Source organism: Cytobacillus horneckiae (assembly GCF_002835735.1).
GTDB lineage: Bacteria > Bacillota > Bacilli > Bacillales > Cytobacillaceae > Cytobacillus > Cytobacillus horneckiae.
Window position 1 is genome coordinate 1 of record NZ_PISD01000077.1, and the last position, 19,656, is coordinate 19,656.

Genomic DNA, 19,656 nt, shown 5'->3' on the forward strand with positions numbered 1-19,656 from the left:
GCATTTTCCTGACGCTACCCCGAAATAGACGAAATATCCCCTTTGAAATTACGATTTTATACCCTGTTAAAGATGGCTCGCAAGAAACGATTGCAAAGTTAGAATCAGTATATAATCAATACTTTAGCAATTTTAAAGTATTAATTATTGATATATCTCCAAATAGTACAGCCACCCCCTTACTGGCTGGAATTTCAGACCCTAGAGTTGCTTTTTTAAAGTTTCCTAACATAAGCGAACTAGAAGCAATAAAAATTGGTGCTAAGTCAGCAGATACTTTATTTACTATCATAGTGGATGATGGATGCTTTCCTTCTTCAGATGCTGTATTATTGAATCTAACTATTTTCCGCAAGCAGCTGGAAGCTCAATTCCAAGTAATTTCAACATTTGATGACGGTGAGGGAAAAGTTAGCTACAAAACCAGTCGTTCACCTTTGGAACCATTGTCTGGGCAATTATATAAAACAGCTACACTATTGAATATTTTAAACGAGTCGTAAAGCTCCATTTATTGTTGCCATAATTTAAAGTAATAACTATCATTAGTTAGTAGACAAACTATGTACTGTCTACTAACTTTCTTCAGTTAAAGGAATCTATTGTAGCGGATTACTTAATGATTTTCGATGATAAAATGAATGGCGAGATGATGAAAGCCCTATTCTATTAATTTAGAATAGGGCTTTCCAGTTTATATGTCTTCATTATTAGTCAGTTTCTCACGCTGATAAAATAGAATATCCTTTAAGGAAGACTCAAGAGGGATTTTGGCTGTCCAGCCTAATGCGTTTATTTTCTTAATTGGAATATGAACGCGCTCTTCTTCCTTGTTCATTACTAACGACTTTGCTCCAAATTCTATCTTAGTTAATGCTTGATAGCCGACAATCACTTCAGATAAAGAGCAACTTCTACCAGAACCTATTTCATATATTTCTCCAGACTTCCCCTTTAATAATAAAACTTCATATGCTTTAACTGCATCCCTAACATCCAAAAAGTCTCTCTGTGATTGTAAATTATTCACTTCGATTATTTTAGGTGAATCAACATGTTCCATTTCTGCTATTTTCTTTGCAAAAACTGAACAAACACCACTTGTAATTCCGGGTCCAATTAAATTCGAGGGCTTAGCAATTACAATATGCATATTATAAAGAACTTCCCATGATTGAGCGACTAAAACTTGAAGAGATTTACTTAAACTATAGGGGTGTAAAAGTGATTGAACGTTATCGGTGTCGAATTGAAGAGCGGAACCGACAATAATTGTTTTACAATTAGGATTCTCTTGACGAAGGGCTTCAATTAAATACAAAGTGGATAGGATATTTGTTTCTATTGTTTTTATAGGATCTCGCCATGATTCTTCCACACTATTCTGACCTGCTAAGTGAAGAAGATAATCTGGCTTTATCCTCTTCACCAATGAATCCACACTGCTTTTATCAGTTAGATCACATTGCTCCACACGTACTAGCTTATTCACAGGTTTTTTTCGAGTGACCGCAGTGACTTCAAAGCCAGCATTTACAAAATGACTGCACGCATGTTGACCGGTAAATCCGCTCGCTCCTGTAATTAATAATTTATTCATCACATTCAGTGCTTTCCATCCAACTTCTTAGTTCTTTCATCATTTCCATATATGTTGGAATTCGGTAATTATAATCACTTCTTGTGCTTTTGATTGTCCTATCAAGTGCAATCTTGGAATCTGCTATGATTTCAACGTCCTTTTTATTAAAAACGTTTTTAAATATGGTCAAAAGCTCATACTTTGAAACCTTTTGCACTGATCCAAGGTGATATAACCCTGTAACTTCGTTTCTAATCATGGAATGAATGACTTTTGCTAATTCTAGCGTTGTTACGCCATTCCAATATACTCTTTTATATCCTTTTATTTGCCCTGTTTGTTTCATAAACCATAGAAATAGACCAATACCATTATCTTTTTTTTCGGGGCCGATAATAGATGTTCGTATTGTTAAATGCTTATTGCTGATGATTTCTCCAAGTTGTTTAGATTGAGCGTAAAATGAAGTGCCATCAGGCTGATCAACTTCTGTGTAATCCCCTTTATTTCCTGAAAAAACACAATCTGTACTTATATGAATTAATTTTCCATTGTATCGTTCTGTCAATTTTGCTATTTGATGAGGTAAAACACTATTGACTTGAAAAGCTAGTTTAGGATATTTTTCAGCAGTTTCATTTAAAATTCCGATGCAGTTTATTGTAATTTCAGGTCTTAATTTAGCTATGACCTCTTCTAGCTTATTTGTATCTGTTACATCAAGGTATATCCCACGGCTGTCATCTGGTAGGCGTGTAGTATAGTAAACTTCATATTCATCTGTTTTTTTTTCGAAATAACCTTTAATCATATGTCCTGCCATCCCAGTTCCACCAAGAATCAGAACCTTCATTTTATATAAAACTTCCCTTCTTTAATATCTCTCGAATTTCGTCCTGGCTCATAAGGTCTCTGCTTGAATTATAGTTAACCAAATTAATAGGTTTATATTTTGAATAGTGCTCTCTTAATCCAGGGATAATAATAGGTGGCAATATAACAAAATATTCATCATCATAGGTAATTGTCATTGTACTTTCATACTCTGACAAAAGTAATTCATGGATTTTTTCCCCAGGTCTAATTCCAAGTATTTCTACTTCAACATTTTGTTTCTTCGATGCGTCAATTAAAACCTTTGCTAAATCGATAATTTTGCAGGTAGGCATTTTCATAACGAATATTTCGCCACCTAGACTTTCATGCGTTGCTTTAAAAACAAGCTTGATTGCATCTTCTAGAGTAAGGAAAAATCTAGTCATTTCCATATCAGTAATTCCAATCTTCCCTTTTTCTTGAATTTGCTTATTAAAAACGTGAATAACACTTCCATTTGTACCTAGAACATTACCTCCGCGAATACAAACAAACTTCGTATCAGTATTCAAAGTATTAGCATGAATAATGAGTTTTTCTCCCATTGCTTTAGATAAACCGTAAAAATTTGAAGGATTGGATGCTTTATCGGTTGAAATGTAGATCACCCTTTTGACATTGCTGCTCACGGCAGCATCGATGACATTCTGTGTTCCTAAAACATTCGTCTTCAATGCCTCAATAGGCTGATCCTCACATACTGGTACATGCTTTAATGCCGCTAAGTGAAAAATATATTGGACATCTTGGCAAGCCTGCATTAATATATCTTTCTCTTTAATATCGCCAATGACAAAATTCAACGCCGGATTTTGATCAAATTCCTGCTTCATTGTAAATTGATTTGATTCATTTCTGGATAGAATTCTGATTTCTTTAGGCTTAAATGTCAAGAGTTGCCGTACGAGTTCATATCCCCATGAACCTGTACCACCCGTCACTAAAATGGTTTTGTTTTCAAACAACTTTATGTCCTCCTAGTAATATTTTTATCACTACATCAGATACATTTTTATCAACATACCCTTCAGGAAATGCCCAGTTCCTTGGCAGATTACTCATGACTTTGACACAATTTAGGATTTGTGATGAATCAATCCCTGAGAGCATATTGCTACCACAATCTATTGTTTCAGGGCGCTCGGTTGTTTTCCTGATTGTCACTGCAGGAACATGAAATAAACAGCACTCTTCCTGAACTGTGCCGCTATCAGTTAACACACAATTCGCATTTTTTTCAAGCTGGACGAAATCAAAGAATCCAAATGGCTTATAAAATTCTACCAATGGATGAACATGAAGAGATGAGCTTGCTTCAATTCGTGATTTTGTCCGCGGATGAATACTACATATAATCCGCTTGTTGAATGTTTCAGCAACTTTATTTATCCCATTTATGATTTCAGCGAGCTTATCCTCATGATCAACATTTTCTGCTCGATGAATCGTTACTAAAAAGTAATTATTTTTTTCTAAAGATAATTGGTTGAGCACTGGACTACTTTCAATTGTATCCTCAAAATAAGTCAGTACTTCATAAATAGGATTACCAGAAGTAAAAACACGACTGCTTGGCAATCCTTCTTTCAAAAGATTTTCTTTACTTTGTGGAGTATATGGGAGATTAAAGCTTGAGATAGCATCGATGACTCGTCGATTTTTTTCTTCAGGAACTTCTAAATCAAAACAGCGGTTCCCTGCTTCCATATGAACAACTGGAATACTCATTCTTTCAGCTAAAATTGCACTTAAGCCACTATTTGTATCTCCGAGAACTAATACCTTGTCAGGTTTTTCTTTTATAAGAATTTTTTCTAATTCTTTATACATTGTAGATAATTGTATCCCTAAAGAATTCTGTTCATTTTTGATAGCATAATCTGGGTTCCTGACATTTAGGTCCTTAAAAAAAACGTCGCTAAGTTCAGCAGTAAAGTTTTGTCCTGTATGCACGAGAATATGCTTATCAGCTAGCCTGTCTAATTTTTTTATAATTAAACTTAATCTGATAATTTCTGGTCTTGTACCTAAAATCGTCATTATTTTCATTGTTCACACTCCTTGCTTCATGTTTTTAGAAATTTAATCATCGTGCCTTTAATTATTAAAATATGCTTGGTTTCTTTTATTGCCCTAGGCTTCTCTATTAGATTCTAATCTCTTCCAAAAATTCAACTGATGACCTATAAAATGAAAAAACACGATTGCAAACGGTTAATGACAATACGTGCACAATGAGCTTTCTATTATTCATTTATTAAGAATCTTTATCGAGAATGGCGTAACCCTTGTACTATAACTGATTAAATACATTGTTAGATGAAAGAAGACTAATGGATACTTTCATAATAAGAATGCAAAATTGACCGGTTCATTTTTAGATAATCAAATGTGAATAAAATAGAGAGGAGATGAGGATAAAAGTGTTATGTAGTAGGTTAAAGCTTAGCTGAATAAGCAAAGCAATTATGGCAAAAGTACATAAATTAACTTATTAGAATGAAAAGGACTTGTGTTATTACATTCATGGTTGTGGGGAAAATGCAAGCCATGAAAGCAGCCTGTTTGGAAAAAACTGCTTCTATATCTATTAGTGGTGATTAATATAATTAAAAAAATCACCATAGTAAATATTTTTTAATCGTCGTTTTGTATCACATTTATCACCAAGTATGTTTCTAGTTTTCCGCAAAAATAATACGGAAAATTGAGCTATAATTTCTCTATTTACTAATGTGTATTCATACAAGCACTTTAGAGCTTTAATAATAAAATATTTTATAAAAGTGAAAGGAGGATAATAATGACAAAGTTACTTGATGCAAGAACATCACAAAATGCGAGTTATGCGAATTCTATTAGTGATCCAATATCAACTACTCCAGAACTATTTGCACGTCTTTCTCTTAATGCTGCTAATGCAAATGGTATTGTACGTACTCAAATGAGCGGTACTGTAGCTGTTCAACTACCTCTTCTCCCTGTTATCTCAACTATTACTGTAACAATTGTAAGAGGTTCAAATCCTTCAGTATTAATTTATTCAGCCGAAAATGTGCTTGATACATCTATTTTAGGACCTCAAATCATATCTTTTACTGCTTCTGATTTTAATGTTCCTATTCCAGCTAACAATAACGTAGTTTATACAGTATATATACAATCTAGTATTCTAGGAACTATCAGGGTCGGTCCAGAGAGCTTCAATGCTGCCATTTACTCAGATTGATTAAAACTAAGAACCTCCTTACATGCTAAGGGGGTTTATTTTTATACTTATTTATTTAAAAAATCGCAATAATAAGGTTAGCTATGTTTTCATTAGAAAAGCGAATAAAGAAAAAGATAACAAGCTAAGAAAATTATTGTGATTTCCTCGGCTCTTTTCTTATAAATAGTTGCTTTTGTGCTAATGGTTGATTGGAGTTGCACGATAGGTCAGACCTTGGGCAGGCTCACAGCCAGCCGCGCGGAGAAGCGAACATTTAGGAGCGAAAGTCAACCGCCCCTAACTGCTAGGTAAAATAGCAACTAGGCATGCTCAAGTAGCTATTTTATCTAAAGACAAGAGTTAACAAAACATCATGAATGTTCAAAGTTTTGACAACTAAATAGATTCCTTTCTTTAAATACATATTAGAAAATGAAAAAAATTTATTGGGAGGCGCTATTATAAGGGGACATTCAATATGAAATCAAATCATGCTTTTCAACGCGTTCTTTATGCATGATAGCCAAAATCCCCCATATGGTGGCCATCGTAATGGAAATCTGATCCGCCAGTAATGATTTTTCCATATTTCTTAGCGATTTTCTTGTATCGTTTTATATCTTTTTTCTTATGTTTTCGGTGCCATACTTCAATGCCATCAAGTGGCAGCTGCATTAACTCCCTGACTATATTGTCATCACGTATCAGTGCTGGATGAGCGAGCACTGCTTGTCCACCAGCTTGATGGATTAGATTGATCGCTTGCATAGGGGACAAAAAGATTTTATCCATCGCACATGGCTTCCCATCACCAAGGTAGCGGTCAAAAACTTCTTGCTGGCTATTCGCGTAACCTTTTTCCACTACTGCTTTTGCAATATGCGGCCTGGCAATGACTCCACCTATACTATGCTTCTCGACATCTGCTTTCGAAATGACTATGCCTATTTGACAAAATTTTTCTATAATTTTATTTGCCCTGGTCATTCTATGTGTTTGGATTCGCTTCATTACTTCTTCAAGCTGTTGAGTAGCATGTACATTATAACCGAGAATATCAATGTTTCTGCCTTTATATTTTGTCGTTAGCTCTATTCCGCTTATAACTGTTATATTACACTCAATCGCTTTCAGCTTTGCTTCTGCCACTCCATCTATTGTATCATGGTCAGTTATAGCAATCACTTCTAGTCCCTTTTTTGCAGCTTTTTCAACAATTTCACTTGGTGTAAAACTCCCATCTGAAGCTGTCGTATGCAAATGAAGATCAAAAAAGTTTTGCTTAATGATTTCCCTTAAATCCATTTACCTCTCTCCTTTTTTTATTGCTATATGATATGTAAATTAATTTATTTCGCCTGTGACTTTCACATAGTTGAGAGCATATTTATAATAGAAATTATCTAATATTTTAAATATGTGATTTCCTTCTGTATGTAAAAAAGACTTTTTTCCTTATTGGAAAAAAGTCATTCACGTTCTGGCGGCCGTTTCCCCCGCTGCAGGTCTTTAATCGATAATCCAAAGTCATATTGAAGGTGGGGGTAATCCTTAAAATTCGCCCAATCTCCTCCCCATTTAAATCCTAAATCCTTAGCAATAGTAACAACTTCCATCCAATCAGGTGTGCCACTGCCATTTCCATCATACCCCATATCCCACACTAGATCGCCTTCTACCGTTAAAAGGGCAAAGTCAATTGCCAATCCGTAGTTATGATAAGACTCGCCGCCCTTTGCATGAGTAACAATATTTCCGTCAACTGATCGCCCCTTATCATACAATGCATCTTGATCATCTGCACTGCGGAAATCATCTGTAATAACGACATTTATCCCGCGTTCAGCTGCTCTTGAAATTAACTGATCGCTTTTTTCTTCTACAACCGGGTGCAATCCCGTCGGCATTGGGGCGTCCTCATCATATTGAATATTTATATATTGAAAGAATAATAGACCGATAATTAAAAAAATCAGTATAAATACGAAAAATCTGAATAACTTTACAATTTTCAAAGTATTAACCCTCTCTACGTAAAAATCTAAGGCTAGTATCTTTAGCATACCAATAAATATAACGAAAAAGCCATTCTAAAAGTTTCGTTTCGGAAATTAAATAACCGGGTATATACTAAACATCAGAACATAAGGAGTGTAAACTATGAATAAGACACAAACAGAAGCTACTAAGGATAAGTTAAAAGGAAATGTGAAAGAAAAATATGGCGCGTTAACAGGGAATGAAACGAAACAAGCTGAAGGCAAAATGGATAAAATAAAAGGAAATGTAAAAGAAAAAGTTGGAGATGCGAAAGAGGCGCTTTCTAAAGGGTTCAATGACAAATCAGAAAAGAATAAATAACTATACAAAAAAAGCTTGGTTGTTCCAAGCTTTTTCACCCATTAAAAGTTTATCTTCTTACCATGACTTTATAACCGATTAATGCACAATACTTCTATTAACAATATTACCGTTAATGCACGTTTTTATCATCTCCGCTACCAATTGCATTATTGCAGGAAATAAGCCATCAAAATTAAATCTTCATAATTTCCATCTTTGTATTTTACTTCTCTCCGTTTTATTCCTTCTCTTTCAAAGCCTGCACTTTCATAAAGTCTTAATGCACTCAAATTTTGTGACATTACCTCTAAGTTAATTTTTTCAATCATTTGATTCTGCTTACACCAATAAATTAAGCTTGAAAGCAAGGCCTTTCCAACACTTTTTGAACGATATGTTTTTGCTACACTCATTCCAAATGAACCTTGATGTTTCAATCTTTCCCGATTTCCATTACTAAAATCTAAAAAGCCGATTACTTCATCATCAACCTCTGCTAAAATAGCTAGTTTATTTTCATTATGAAAAAAATCTTCTAATCGAATTTTATTCTGATCGATCGTGAGGTTTAATTCTCCTTTTTCAAATAATAGAAAAGGAGAATCTTCTGTAATGTCTTTCGTATACAACAAAACTTTTTCAGCATCATCAGATGTGGCTGTCCTTATGGCGAACTTACGGCCATCTAGCATTCTAAAATTTTTATATACAAATTGCCCCATCACACTCACCCCTTGCGAGTAAATTAATATTCCTTATTATTTCGTGTTGGATTTTGTCAATTCCTTCTTAGCTTCATCAAAAAAAGCATTCCATGAGCGGAATGCTCTTTAGCAAAGGCTGATTTCGCATACTTTGTTGCTATTTGTCAAGGTTTTCCTATGAGTCAGCATTACATCAATATTCATAATTATTGCCATGTTTCTTCACCTTAATCGCCTGTGAAAATCAGCCGCAAAAGTTGCAATGATACTTGAAGCACAAGTGTGTACGTTGGTGAACTTACTCCCCAATGAATAAATTATTTTGCTTCAGGAACGCCGATTAGTTCTGGTACTGTTACAAATTTTGCCCCATCTTTCTTTAGTTTTGAAATGATTTTATTCAATGACTGTGCTGTGCCGGATAGATCCATTGACCAATCACCGCCATCGTGCATCAATATTATGGATCCGAAACCAACATTGCTTAGTACATTATCTGAAATAATGTCAGCACCTTGTTGTTTCCAGTCAAGAGAGTCAACATTCCAGCCAATCACCGTATTATTCTTTTCACCCAACATTTTTACCATCTCATCGTTTAATGCACCATATGGGGAACGAAAAAGACGTGGTTTAAATCCTGTGATACCCATGATCACTTGCTCCGTCTCTGTCAATTCCCAATGCAACCTTCCTAAATCCTCTTTCGGTAAATTTGGGTGCCAGTATGTGTGGTTTCCAATTGCATGTCCTTCATCATGGATTCGTTTCGTTATTTCTTTATGTGCCTTTGCTCTTGAGCCTATTAGGAAAAAAGTTGCTTTCACATCATGTTTTGCTAATACGTCAAGCACCTGAGGGGTAAACCGGGTATCTGGCCCATCATCAAATGTTAGAGCTACTTGATTTTTCATAGGAGAACCGTGCAATACGACGATGTTGGGATACTCCTTTTGTAACTTATTGTTTGAAACAGGGTGGGGTTCTCGAACGTCCCTTTCTGACCCTCCCACAAGCTGTGGCTGATCATCTAAATAATCATTATCACCCTCTTGGCTGTAATTTGTTTGTTCTAGTGATTGTGGCTGGAAGTTTCTTCCTCCTTGATTTGTATTCTGACAAGCAAACAGGATGGTAAAAAGCAAGAAAATACTAATTGATGTATAAATTCGTTTTCTATTTTTCAATGCAGATAACCTCCATTCTATAGATTAAAGTATAGGTTGCTTTAATTTACCTTATTTATCCTAAAAGACCGAAAAAAACTGTTTAGAATTCAGCCATTTGACGTTTGAAAGAAAAAAAAGAACCTTCTCTTAAAAAAGTTCCCTTCCGTTCTTAATATAAAAGTGTATTGTCATGGTGAATATAGGCTAGCTTCAGGAAAACGCGGTGATCTTAGCTTCGATGTGAGAACTATTGGAATTTCAATAGTTCTCACATCTTTTACATGTAATCAATGTAAAAATAATTTAAAAGTTTGAGCATTACCGGTGTTTTGTTAAATTAACTTACCCGATTTTGGATTAGTCAAATATGCTTTAATAATCATACTAGTTTATAAGAAATGTGAGCTTAAAGTAAGTTGTTTTCAGGAATTTTTCTCCTTTTTTTATTCCTACCGTCTTAAGAAACCCATTTTGTTAGATTACAAACCGAAAATGTTTAAGTTAAGCAAATTTACTCTAGAGGAGAAAATACTAGCGGTTTATTGAGAATGTTTTCTTATCCTAGGTTGCTGCATTTGTATGTGTAGAGTTGAACATAGGTACGATAATATCAATAGACCATTTTAGAATTTATAAAATTCCGGTTCACCTATACACCATTTTAGTTCTAGTTTCATCATCTATGAATATTTCCGATAAACCACGTCTCCTATCAAAGACTATGAATCTCATATTCAATCGTTAAAAATGGAAGCGAAAATATCCACATTTGATGTGTTGCTTTAAGTGTTCCTTTCCCCGTCTCTCTTATTTGAAACAGTTCCTCTAACGGCAAACGAAAATGATGGCTGCTTTTCCATGAAAGATAAATCCCGGCATCAGATTCGCTGCTGCTTGGCTTGCTCGTGAGTTCAAGCTCCGAACCTACCTGTTTGACTTCTAAAATCCCAGTCATCGTGGAAAATGGTAGGGGTAGAGCAATATTCATGAAAGTCCTGTTATTTTTGCAATGCCAGGAGTAGATAGCAACAAAAGCAATGTCGTCATCAATCTTCCTTATCCAAGCCCGTGGAGATGGTCTGCCATCGCGAAGTTCTGCAATAGAAATAAGGTCTCCGTTCATTTCAACCCTCTGCGCCGATAATGGCAAATTAATTTGCTGCATTCTTTTGCTGTACATCCGATAAATTGCAGCGAACGGCTTAAACCATAATTTCCACTTCACTTCTGCAAACAAGCGATAATTCAATGTATGCTCATAAAAGTCAGCTATTGCTTTAGGAAGACTTGCGGTTACTTCTGGCTCGTATTGACTTATCCGGTCGACTAAGCCTTGATGCACCGTGTCATCTTTAAAAGGCTTTATTATTCGCTCACCAATGGTTCCTTTTCCTCGAATGGCGCTAATTGGCATCCCCTCATTGTTATCTGCTGGCAGAGGTAAAGAAAGCGCCCACCCAATCACACCGATGAGTGCAAAGATAATACAATTGAAAAATCCATGAAACTGAAGCATGAATGGGATGCTCAAAGAGAAATCGCTCCATCTTTGGCCGAGCGCATACAGAAGAGAAAACAAAATCGTTATTCCTAAAGAACCGAATGAAGTGACAATGAGTATTTTTTGCAATGTATTTGAAAATGGTGCTTTTATCGATAAAATGATTACCCCATAAATACCTAATAAATAAAAAATGACAGATAAGATTTCTATCCATACGGAAAAAGTGATTCCTAATGCAAGCAGAATCGGAGCAAATAAAATGATCATTCCAATATACAGGTATCCTTCTGATTTATACACTCTTCCTAATAATCCGGCAAAGACAGGGAGTAAGAAGGCTGAATAATGAAAATGTATGCTTGTTAGCCAAGTAATGATTGGCGAGAACCCTGTATCAATATCAACAATATGAGCAAAATACCACATACCTCCGATCGCGAGGTACACCATGCCTGCATCAATCATAAATTCTTCAAAATAAATAAATCCCCGCTTTAAAAATCGAGTCACTCCATAATAGGCAACAATCATTGTATACAATAAATAAATCCCTGCTAATATTATGGTCATTACCTGACTTTGCGTAAAGTAAAGCAGAAGAACAGACACTAACGCAGGAATGATAAACAGAGGAAAATATTTAGAAAACCAATCTTCTTTTTTCTTTATATATAGCAATAAGATTGGAATATACAACATTTGTGCAGCAGTTAACAATAATAAAAAGTTGTTGGGCTTCGCAATTGCAATAGCGACAATAAATAGTAAAACATAAAAAAGAATCCACTTTTGCTGTTTACTCATATGTAAATTCTCCTTCATAAGCAAAGATTAATCCGATGATAGGGTTTTTAACGTGAACATTAATATGAAACTGCTTAGATTCTTCAATATACTTCTCTCTAACTTCAGCGATACCCTGAAACCACCTTGGCATAGGGATTTCCAGCTTCCCTAAGACTAGCCGTTGTTTACCGGAAGAAATCAATAGTGAACCATCGTCCATCACATAAAAATGCAAATCAGAATAAATGACAGCAGGATCACCTAAATAATCCTGGACTATACCACTAGCATCATTTAAGCTCATCGTGGCATTAAAGTATCTTGCTTTTCCATGAAAGTAAAAAATTCGTTCCCAATAGATATCATTTCCCGTATTTATAGATCGATTGGTTATTTGAAATGGAATATCCACACCTTGCTCCGGGAATAACAGTTTTCTTCTTATACCTAAATATAATAACGGCTTTAACCAGGATGCTCCGTGAATGATTTTTCTCATTTTCCCTTTTGCTATAAAAGTTTGTTGAATAAATGAATACCTTTTTTGAAGCATTGGATGGAGATGTTTGAAATCTTCACCTAACGCGCTTTTATAAATTGACATCGGCTATTTCCTCTTTCTTCTGCAATTTCTCGCTGACGGAAGTTCTTTATGAAGAAAAAACCCAATAATTGATAAAACCATTAAACTTAAATTGAAAGTTAGAGGATTAAATGGCGCTTGCAATGCTTGTGGATCAGCCGTAATAGCGACAATTGCTAACAAAGGAAATAATAATGCCATGGCAAAGAACAGCAGTCTTTTGCGGCTGAAAATTAGCAAGCATACCCCAAAAAATATCTCCAATCCCCCTGCAATCTGTACAAGTCTGTAGCCTGTCTCATTGCTTAATGGTATTAAATCTGTAATCATCGTAATTTCCTTAGGGTGCATAAAAATAAGCTTTGGAACGAGACCATGATAAATCCAAATAAAGCAGAAGAAAAATGTAATCAACCAGCTACAAAAAAACCTCATGTATTGTGAACGCGGACTTTCGCTATTTTCCAGCCATCTCCGCAGCACGTCAAAGCTTAACGCCGTTCCCCAGCCCATTAACGGTCTAATTAAAATCCGGTCAATTAGTGAACCGAATTTTCCAAATGGTACTTCATAATCATATTGTGTCATAAAGTTTACATGCTCATCTTGAGGCTCATATTTCCAATATCCTTTGCCTTCCTTTATAGGAGACGATTTCATGTTTGTTCCAAAATGTAGAGAGGACGTCCTAGCACCATTTTTTCCATTATGGTCACCGGCTGAAATTCCCCACCCCTTTATTTTAAACGGTGGCAGTACGGTCCGTTCATAAGTAAAATGCTGCGGCTCTCCTTCTGCCTTAGGTAAATACTTTATTGAAGAAAAGCGAATATCCCACTGCTCATGCTTCGAAGGCGTTTGCGTTGTTTCCCATACTTGATCTAAAGAACTATGAATATTTATTTCTACGTAAATTGGTTTAGCTTCCATCCATTCACCTCAGGATAGTAATAGATTCCATTCTATTATACATTTTATACGATGAACTTTCTTCACTTTTTGGAGGTCATCGTAATCATTCTCTAAAATAAACAAGAGTATACCTGACCTCATTTAAGGTTAAGCATACTCTTTACTCTTTCTGTATTAATGGCGATTTGCTAAGAAAGTGTTGCTTTAAATAACGAAAGTTTTTGAGTTGGACCTAAAAGTGCGAGACTCCCTCAGGAGCGGAAATGAACCACGCTGCACGACTTGAGTTTACAAAAACAGCCTTATGAATTAAATCACGCCATCTTGTTTCAGTTCATTAAGCTCCTTCTGACTCATTCCTAATTGAGCCGCCAAAATTTCCTCCGTATGCTCCCCTAATAATGGCGGTGCATATTTACTCGTAATATTTAAACCTGAATGCCGCAAGGGGCTTCTCGTCATTTTCACCTCTCCAGCTAGAGGATGTTCTAACCTTTCCACAGTGTTACGGGCAACAACTTGCGGATGTTCGATCGCTTGGTGAATCGTATTTACCTTCCCGGCTGGAATGCCATACTCTGAAAATAGCGCAAGCCAGCGATCAGCATCTTTTGTACGCATAATAGTCGCAATCTTCGCTACTAATTCGGCTTTATTTTTCAATCTTGAATCATTCGTTCTATACTTTTCATCTTCCGCCCATTCAGGATGATTAACTAAATTGCATAAGTGTTTAAATAAGCGATCATTGCCGACACAGAGCATTAAAGGCTGATCTGCACATTGAAAAACTTGATAAGGAACCACATTATTGTGCTGGTTTCCCATTCTCTTAGACAGCATTCCCGCATTTAAATACCCGCTTGAAATATTTGCCATGCTGCTAATTTGAACATCTAATAACGATAAGTCAATGTGCTGGCCAACACCATTTGCATCCCGCATTCTTAAAGCAGCCATAATACTGATTGCGACATATTTCGATGTTAGGATATCTGCAATCGGAATTCCAACTTTAGTTGCTTCATCTCCCGGCTGTCCAGTAACATCCATTAATCCGCTTAAAGCTTGAATCACCGGGTCGAAACCCGGCTCCTTACTGAAAGGGCCGGTTTGACCATAACCTGTGACTGAACAAAGAATAATTCTTTCATTTACTTCTTTTAAATGGTTAAAAGATAACCCTAATTTATTTAATGTCCCTGTTTTAAAATTTTCAATAACTACATCAGCCTTCTCTACAAGCCGAAGAAATATTGACCTTCCTTTATCGCTCTTTAGATTAATTGTAATCGATCGTTTGTTTCGATTAGCAGAAAAATAGTATGCGCTCTCTCCATTGATAAAAGGACCCCAATCTCTCATGCTGTCTGTGCCATCCGGTGACTCCACTCTGACTACATCTGCTCCTAAATCGGCGAGAATCATCGAACCCGCTGGGGCAGCATAAACTCGGGATAAATCCAGTACTGTTAGATCTTCAAGTGGTTGTTTCATATTCGTGTCTCTCCCAGTTTTTATTATCAAATTCTCTCAATTAAAATTTGGTTTTCGTTTTTCTATTACCGAGCGAACGCCTTCTTGATAATCATCTAATTCAGTCGCAATGGCCATCGAGGACGATATCATATCTAATGAAGCCCTTAAGCTCATCGTTTGATTTTGATAAACAGCCCGCTTAATCAAGCGGATAGATGCTTGCGGACCTTCGGCTATTTTCTTCACATAGTTTTCCGTAAATGTCTCCAATTCGTCCTCAGGAACAACATAAGTTAGTAGCCCCTTTTCCTTTGCTTCAGAAGCTGTCAGCGCTTTCCCGGTCCATAGCATATCCAACGCTTGATCTATGCCTGCTAGTCGCGGCAGAAAATATGCACCTCCATCACCAGGGACAAGACCAACTTTTACATAGCTTTCTGCAACGATTGCATCCTCACTTGCTATGCGAATATCACACATTAGTGCCATATCTAACCCTGCACCAAATGCCGCACCATGTAATTGAGCAATAACTGGCTTATCTATTTCTTCTAGTAGCAATGGGACACGCTGTACTTTTTTCCAAAGTGAATTTTTGCGTGCCAGCCCGGTTGAAACACGATCTTCTTCAGAATAATAAAATCCTTTTCCGGCAGCCATCTCCTTTATGTCTCCACCAGAACAAAAGCTTTTTCCATTTCCTTTAACAATTACTGCCCGAATCTCATCTGTATCACGAATGGTTTGCAATGCATCAATCCATAGATCAATCATTTCCTCACTAAATGCATTCATCGCTTTTGGACGATTTAAAATAATCTTTGCTATATCATTCTCTACTGTAAAAAGTAAATCTGCCATCATTGTCACTCCTATTCTTCTACTTTAGTAAACTGCTTATCATTGGTTAATATTTCCCACAAAGAAGAATCTTTATCTTTCATAATGAGTTTCGTCAACTTTTTGCCCCAATAAGCTTCATTGCCGGCTTCGTCGCGCCAAGACCATAATCTTCTCGTCATATGATGCAGCATATGTTCATAGGTCATACCAATCGCGCCGTGCAATTGGTGGGCAGCCATAGCAATGACACCTGCCGATTCACTTAATTTCATTTTCGCCAGCGGTATTTCCTTTTCATACCGCCCACCTTGAAGTGCATAAATTGCCGAATTCGCAGCTGTTAAACAAGCGGTCGTCTCACCAGTCAATACGGCAATATGCTGCTGAATACTTTGAAACCGATGAAGTGAACGGCCGAATTGCTGGCGCTCATTCGCATAAAATAGACTGAGGGCTAATACCTTTTCTGCTGCGCCGGCAATCATTGCCGATTTTGCCAGCGCAAGTAAATGTATTGATTTTTCAGATATATCAATACAGTTTACTTCTCGCAAAGACAAACCGTTTGCCAAAATATTAGGAAAAATCACATGATCTCTCGGCTCTGCAGCAAGATTTTTTCCTTTTATTATCTTGGCATTATCCAATGGCACGAACGCTATTACATCCTTTTCATTCGACTTGCCAAGCAGAAGGATATGTTTTGCCGCACTCGCCCAAGGAACATCCTTTGCTTCACCTGCAATAGAGTAGCCATCCCCTGTCATCTTGAACGAAATATTATCATCTTTTTGAATGGAAAATGTAACGGGTTCATTACTGAATGTAAAGCCCAATTCTGTCCCTAGCCATTTTGCGATCAAGGTTTCAGCCAGCGGCAAAGGTAAACCATATTTTCCAGCAAGCTTTAAAATATTGAAAGCATCAATAAAGTCACCGCCTGCACCGCCTTTATTCTCGGGAAGCGCGATAGAAGACAAACCTGATTCTGCGATAATATTCCATAAATCAATGGCAAAATTGCCGTCCTCTGCATCATCTAGTAATTGCTTTGTACAATTATCTTTAAATATTCTATTTGATGATTCTATAATCATGTCCAGCATATCACTCATTGCGACACAACCCCTTTCGCGACAATCCCTCTTAGTATTTCTGTTGTTCCGCCCCGCAAAGTAAATCCTGGACCGTGAAGGATAGATTGAGCCATGAATCGATTGATAAGTTCCGCCGATTCTATTGAAGGTAATTGCGATAATAGTAATCTAGCTTTTTCTGCGATACTGGTCTCAAATTTAGTTCCTAACTCTTTCACAAGTGCAGCAGCCATATTGACATCATGGCCTTCTTCTAAATATTTTGCTACACCCATAGACATATTGCGTAAAGTCCATAGTTCTGGAAGTAATGATACCGCTTCCCTCATACCCTCTTCATCATCATTCTCACGCAAAATTTTAATCAATTCATCCAATAACGGATAGGTGCTTAATATTCTTTCCGGGCCGCTTCTTTCATAAGCTAATTCGGCCATCCCTTGCTTCCACCCATTACCTTCAATACCAATGAGACGATTATCCGGAACGAAGACGTTTTCAAAAAAGACTTCATTAAAATGATGCTGGCCGGTTAAAAACTGAATCGGCCTGACTGTTAAACCTTCAGCTTTCATATTCACAACAAGCTGGCTCATCCCAGCATGCCGATTATTTGGATCAAATGGTGAAGTGCGGCAAAGTACAATCATATAGTGCGATAAATGTGCGCCACTCGTCCAAATCTTCGATCCGTTTAACAGCCAGCCGCCATCTGTACGCTCTGCTTTTGTTTTTATAGCTGCTAAATCTGAACCAGCGTTTGGCTCACTTAAACCAATGGAAAAAAAACATTCCCCTTTTGTAATCATTGGAAGAAAGAAGTTCTTTTGTTCCTCTGTTCCAAATTTTAAAAATAACGGTCCGGTTTGGCGATCAGCGAACCAATGTGCAGCCACCGGCGCTCCAGCAGTTAATAATTCTTCAGTAAGAATATATCTTTCAAGCGCACTTCTTTCTCTCCCGCCATATTTCTTCGGCCATGTCATGCCAATCCAGCCTTTTTGACCCAATTTTCGCGAAAAGTCAACAGATTCTCCACTAAGCCATGAATCGCATCTTGACTCAAAAGCTCCACGTTTTTTTTCTTCAATTAAGAATTCACGTACCGTATTACGAAACTCCGTTTGCTCAGCTGTAAACTTTACAACTGGCAGCTCTAATTTAATCATGCGCTACACCTCATTAATTACCGTTATCCGATAGTTATTATCTATATGTAATATTATAAGGGAGTAACCATTTTAGTGTCAATTCTAAATTTTTAGAATTTTTAATCCAAAATAAATGCTTTAACAATAAAAAAAGGCAATGTCATTTTTCACATTGCCTCTTACTCTATTAATCTCATATTTTTAAAATGCTGTTTTTGCTCCTAAATAGCGAGAGTCCCAATAGTCTAATGTCATATCAGAAATGGTCACTCCATTAGATGTGCCAGCATGGATAAATTTGTTATTTCCTAAATAAATTCCCGCATGTGATGGACCTGCTTTATATGTTTCAAAAAAGACAATATCACCTTTACTTGGTGAACTTACTGACTTAGTGGCATTCCAAATGGTTTCAACCGTTCTAGGTATAGAAATACCAATGTTGTTGAAAACAAAATTTAAATAGCCGCTACAATCAAAACCTGCTGGTGTACTTCCACCCCAAACATAAGCTACTCCTATGTATTTCTTCGCTTCATTAATTAGCGCATCCACTTTACCTGAAGGATTAACGATTTCCGATGGAGGTGTTTGTGTACTCCCAGAAATAGTAAGCTTTTGGCCAGGATAAATCATGTCTGATTTTAATTGATTTAAAGATTTTAATTGTGATACAGATAATTTATAGCGAGAGGCAATTCCCCATAAACTATCGCCTGATTTGACTGTGTAAATGCTTTCATTATTTTGCGGTGGTGCTGGATTAGATTCACTCCCTTGCAACTTTAATGTTTGTCCTGGGTAGATCATGTCGCTCTTTAAACCGTTCATGTTTTTCAAATTAATCACAGACAGACCATTTTTCGTTGCAATACTCCATAAGCTATCGCCTTTTTTCACGGTATAAGTTTTTCCACTTACTGTCGTGTTCTGCTTAGGATTGGCTAATGTAAGTGTTTGTCCAGTATAAATGACGGAACTGGTTAATTGATTCCATTCCATTAATTGATTAATCGATAGATGATATGTATTGGATATCTTCCATAAAGAGTCTCCAGCTTGCACCTTATATGTATTTGATTGCGCCCCTACTTCAGCATAACTGGCAGCAAATAAGCCAGCAGCAGCCGCAACTGAAATCAGTTGTTTTCTCAAGTTATAACACTCCCTTTTTAATAGCTACTCAGTTTATGTTAGTAGGGTTAACTGCAAATTCAAACACTGTAAATCATGGTTTATTTGTTATCATTATCCATATTGATTCTATTTATATTATATTTTGGATTTATTATCCATTAAACAAATTACCTTAGACCTAATATTTACGTGATTATCCTATTTTCAACTGTCTTTTTGCCTTAAATATATGAATGTTTTGTTCACTTTTTATATAAAAGGTTCTATTGATTTAGTTTC

19 protein-coding genes are annotated in these 19,656 nt (G+C 36.4%); 3 read left to right on the forward strand and 16 right to left on the reverse strand.

Annotated elements, in window-relative coordinates; all coding sequences use genetic code 11:
* A partial coding sequence (locus tag CWS20_RS28275; protein WP_158237039.1) for a glycosyltransferase family 2 protein occupies positions 1-503 on the forward strand: 503 nt, incomplete at its 5' end.
* A gap of 191 nt (positions 504-694) precedes the next feature.
* Here CWS20_RS28275 and CWS20_RS25600 read toward each other — a convergent pair.
* Genes CWS20_RS25600 through wecB form a run of 4 tightly spaced genes read right to left on the reverse strand, consistent with a single transcriptional unit; the run spans position 695 to position 4,507 of the window.
* On the reverse strand, positions 695-1,600 hold the full coding sequence (locus CWS20_RS25600) for an NAD-dependent epimerase/dehydratase family protein (protein WP_066197802.1): 906 nt from the start codon (positions 1,598-1,600) through the stop codon (positions 695-697).
* The gene (locus tag CWS20_RS25605; protein WP_101226427.1) at positions 1,593-2,435 is read right to left on the reverse strand and encodes a dTDP-4-dehydrorhamnose reductase family protein; all 843 of its coding nucleotides are present in this window, start codon (positions 2,433-2,435) and stop codon (positions 1,593-1,595) included. Before CWS20_RS25605 ends, CWS20_RS25600 begins: the two co-directional genes overlap by 8 nt.
* Before the next feature lies 1 nt (position 2,436).
* Positions 2,437-3,423: a polysaccharide biosynthesis protein gene (locus CWS20_RS25610; protein ID WP_066197797.1), complete on the reverse strand. Its 987-nt coding sequence runs from the start codon at positions 3,421-3,423 to the stop codon at positions 2,437-2,439.
* Entirely contained in the window at positions 3,416-4,507 is a 1,092-nt protein-coding gene (gene wecB / locus CWS20_RS25615) for a non-hydrolyzing UDP-N-acetylglucosamine 2-epimerase (protein WP_066197789.1), read from the reverse strand. Before wecB ends, CWS20_RS25610 begins: the two co-directional genes overlap by 8 nt.
* 754 nt (positions 4,508-5,261) lie before the next feature.
* On the opposite strand from wecB, the gene CWS20_RS25620 reads away from it, so the two are divergent.
* Positions 5,262-5,687, forward strand: a complete 426-nt coding sequence (locus tag CWS20_RS25620) for a hypothetical protein (protein WP_066197783.1) — start codon at positions 5,262-5,264, stop codon at positions 5,685-5,687.
* Positions 5,688-6,179: 492 nt separating this feature from the next.
* On the opposite strand, the gene CWS20_RS25625 is transcribed toward CWS20_RS25620, so the two are convergent.
* Positions 6,180-6,974: a PHP domain-containing protein gene (locus CWS20_RS25625; protein ID WP_066197780.1), complete on the reverse strand. Its 795-nt coding sequence runs from the start codon at positions 6,972-6,974 to the stop codon at positions 6,180-6,182.
* A gap of 164 nt (positions 6,975-7,138) precedes the next feature.
* Positions 7,139-7,576: a M15 family metallopeptidase gene (locus CWS20_RS25630; protein WP_411814301.1), complete on the reverse strand. Its 438-nt coding sequence runs from the start codon at positions 7,574-7,576 to the stop codon at positions 7,139-7,141.
* Positions 7,577-7,829: 253 nt separating this feature from the next.
* Here CWS20_RS25630 and CWS20_RS25635 point away from each other — a divergent pair, with 253 nt between their 5' ends.
* Complete coding sequence (locus tag CWS20_RS25635; RefSeq protein WP_066197772.1) at positions 7,830-8,030, forward strand: CsbD family protein; 201 nt, start codon at positions 7,830-7,832, stop codon at positions 8,028-8,030.
* A 149-nt stretch (positions 8,031-8,179) separates the two neighbouring features.
* On the opposite strand, the gene CWS20_RS25640 is transcribed toward CWS20_RS25635, so the two are convergent.
* The 10 genes from CWS20_RS25640 to CWS20_RS25685 form a co-directional block, all read right to left on the reverse strand.
* Positions 8,180-8,734, reverse strand: coding sequence for a GNAT family N-acetyltransferase (locus CWS20_RS25640; protein WP_066197770.1), 555 nt, complete (start codon positions 8,732-8,734; stop codon positions 8,180-8,182).
* 299 nt (positions 8,735-9,033) lie between these two features.
* Positions 9,034-9,903, reverse strand: a complete 870-nt coding sequence (locus CWS20_RS25645) for a polysaccharide deacetylase family protein (RefSeq protein WP_066197768.1) — start codon at positions 9,901-9,903, stop codon at positions 9,034-9,036.
* 694 nt (positions 9,904-10,597) lie between these two features.
* The gene (locus tag CWS20_RS25650) at positions 10,598-12,193 is read right to left on the reverse strand and encodes a YndJ family protein (RefSeq protein WP_158237040.1); all 1,596 of its coding nucleotides are present in this window, start codon (positions 12,191-12,193) and stop codon (positions 10,598-10,600) included.
* Positions 12,186-12,779 (reverse strand): DUF4166 domain-containing protein, encoded by a 594-nt coding sequence (locus CWS20_RS25655; RefSeq protein WP_066197761.1) that lies wholly within the window; start codon positions 12,777-12,779, stop codon positions 12,186-12,188. Before CWS20_RS25655 ends, CWS20_RS25650 begins: the two co-directional genes overlap by 8 nt.
* A gap of 3 nt (positions 12,780-12,782) precedes the next feature.
* Positions 12,783-13,688, reverse strand: coding sequence for a DoxX-like family protein (locus tag CWS20_RS25660; protein WP_101226429.1), 906 nt, complete (start codon positions 13,686-13,688; stop codon positions 12,783-12,785).
* Positions 13,689-13,979: 291 nt separating this feature from the next.
* Positions 13,980-15,167, reverse strand: a complete 1,188-nt coding sequence (locus tag CWS20_RS25665) for a CaiB/BaiF CoA transferase family protein (RefSeq protein ID WP_066197756.1) — start codon at positions 15,165-15,167, stop codon at positions 13,980-13,982.
* Positions 15,168-15,203: 36 nt separating this feature from the next.
* Complete coding sequence (locus CWS20_RS25670) at positions 15,204-16,013, reverse strand: enoyl-CoA hydratase/isomerase family protein (protein ID WP_241504267.1); 810 nt, start codon at positions 16,011-16,013, stop codon at positions 15,204-15,206.
* An 8-nt stretch (positions 16,014-16,021) separates the two neighbouring features.
* A complete protein-coding gene (locus tag CWS20_RS25675) occupies positions 16,022-17,107 on the reverse strand; it encodes an acyl-CoA dehydrogenase family protein (RefSeq protein ID WP_066197751.1) in 1,086 nt (361 codons plus the stop codon).
* On the reverse strand, positions 17,104-18,258 hold the full coding sequence (locus CWS20_RS25680; RefSeq protein ID WP_066197748.1) for an acyl-CoA dehydrogenase family protein: 1,155 nt from the start codon (positions 18,256-18,258) through the stop codon (positions 17,104-17,106). Before CWS20_RS25680 ends, CWS20_RS25675 begins: the two co-directional genes overlap by 4 nt.
* Positions 18,259-18,441: 183 nt before the next feature.
* Positions 18,442-19,395: a C40 family peptidase gene (locus CWS20_RS25685; protein WP_066197745.1), complete on the reverse strand. Its 954-nt coding sequence runs from the start codon at positions 19,393-19,395 to the stop codon at positions 18,442-18,444.
* Positions 19,396-19,656 lie beyond the last annotated feature (261 nt).

Bases quoted from the DNA above. Each gene is read 5' to 3' on its own strand.
- CWS20_RS25600 (WP_066197802.1), bottom strand. From the start codon at position 1,600: ATGAATAAATTATTAATTACAGGAGCGAGCGGATTTACCGGTCAACAT.
- CWS20_RS25605 (WP_101226427.1), bottom strand. From the start codon at position 2,435: ATGAAGGTTCTGATTCTTGGTGGAACTGGGATGGCAGGACATATGATT.
- wecB (WP_066197789.1), bottom strand. From the start codon at position 4,507: ATGAAAATAATGACGATTTTAGGTACAAGACCAGAAATTATCAGATTA.
- CWS20_RS25620 (WP_066197783.1), top strand. From the start codon at position 5,262: ATGACAAAGTTACTTGATGCAAGAACATCACAAAATGCGAGTTATGCG.
- CWS20_RS25625 (WP_066197780.1), bottom strand. From the start codon at position 6,974: ATGGATTTAAGGGAAATCATTAAGCAAAACTTTTTTGATCTTCATTTG.
- CWS20_RS25630 (WP_411814301.1), bottom strand. From the start codon at position 7,576: ATGCCGACGGGATTGCACCCGGTTGTAGAAGAAAAAAGCGATCAGTTA.
- CWS20_RS25635 (WP_066197772.1), top strand. From the start codon at position 7,830: ATGAATAAGACACAAACAGAAGCTACTAAGGATAAGTTAAAAGGAAAT.
- CWS20_RS25640 (WP_066197770.1), bottom strand. From the start codon at position 8,734: ATGGGGCAATTTGTATATAAAAATTTTAGAATGCTAGATGGCCGTAAG.
- CWS20_RS25650 (WP_158237040.1), bottom strand. From the start codon at position 12,193: ATGAGTAAACAGCAAAAGTGGATTCTTTTTTATGTTTTACTATTTATT.
- CWS20_RS25655 (WP_066197761.1), bottom strand. From the start codon at position 12,779: ATGTCAATTTATAAAAGCGCGTTAGGTGAAGATTTCAAACATCTCCAT.
- CWS20_RS25660 (WP_101226429.1), bottom strand. From the start codon at position 13,688: ATGGAAGCTAAACCAATTTACGTAGAAATAAATATTCATAGTTCTTTA.
- CWS20_RS25665 (WP_066197756.1), bottom strand. From the start codon at position 15,167: ATGAAACAACCACTTGAAGATCTAACAGTACTGGATTTATCCCGAGTT.
- CWS20_RS25670 (WP_241504267.1), bottom strand. From the start codon at position 16,013: ATGATGGCAGATTTACTTTTTACAGTAGAGAATGATATAGCAAAGATT.
- CWS20_RS25675 (WP_066197751.1), bottom strand. From the start codon at position 17,107: ATGAGTGATATGCTGGACATGATTATAGAATCATCAAATAGAATATTT.
- CWS20_RS25680 (WP_066197748.1), bottom strand. From the start codon at position 18,258: ATGATTAAATTAGAGCTGCCAGTTGTAAAGTTTACAGCTGAGCAAACG.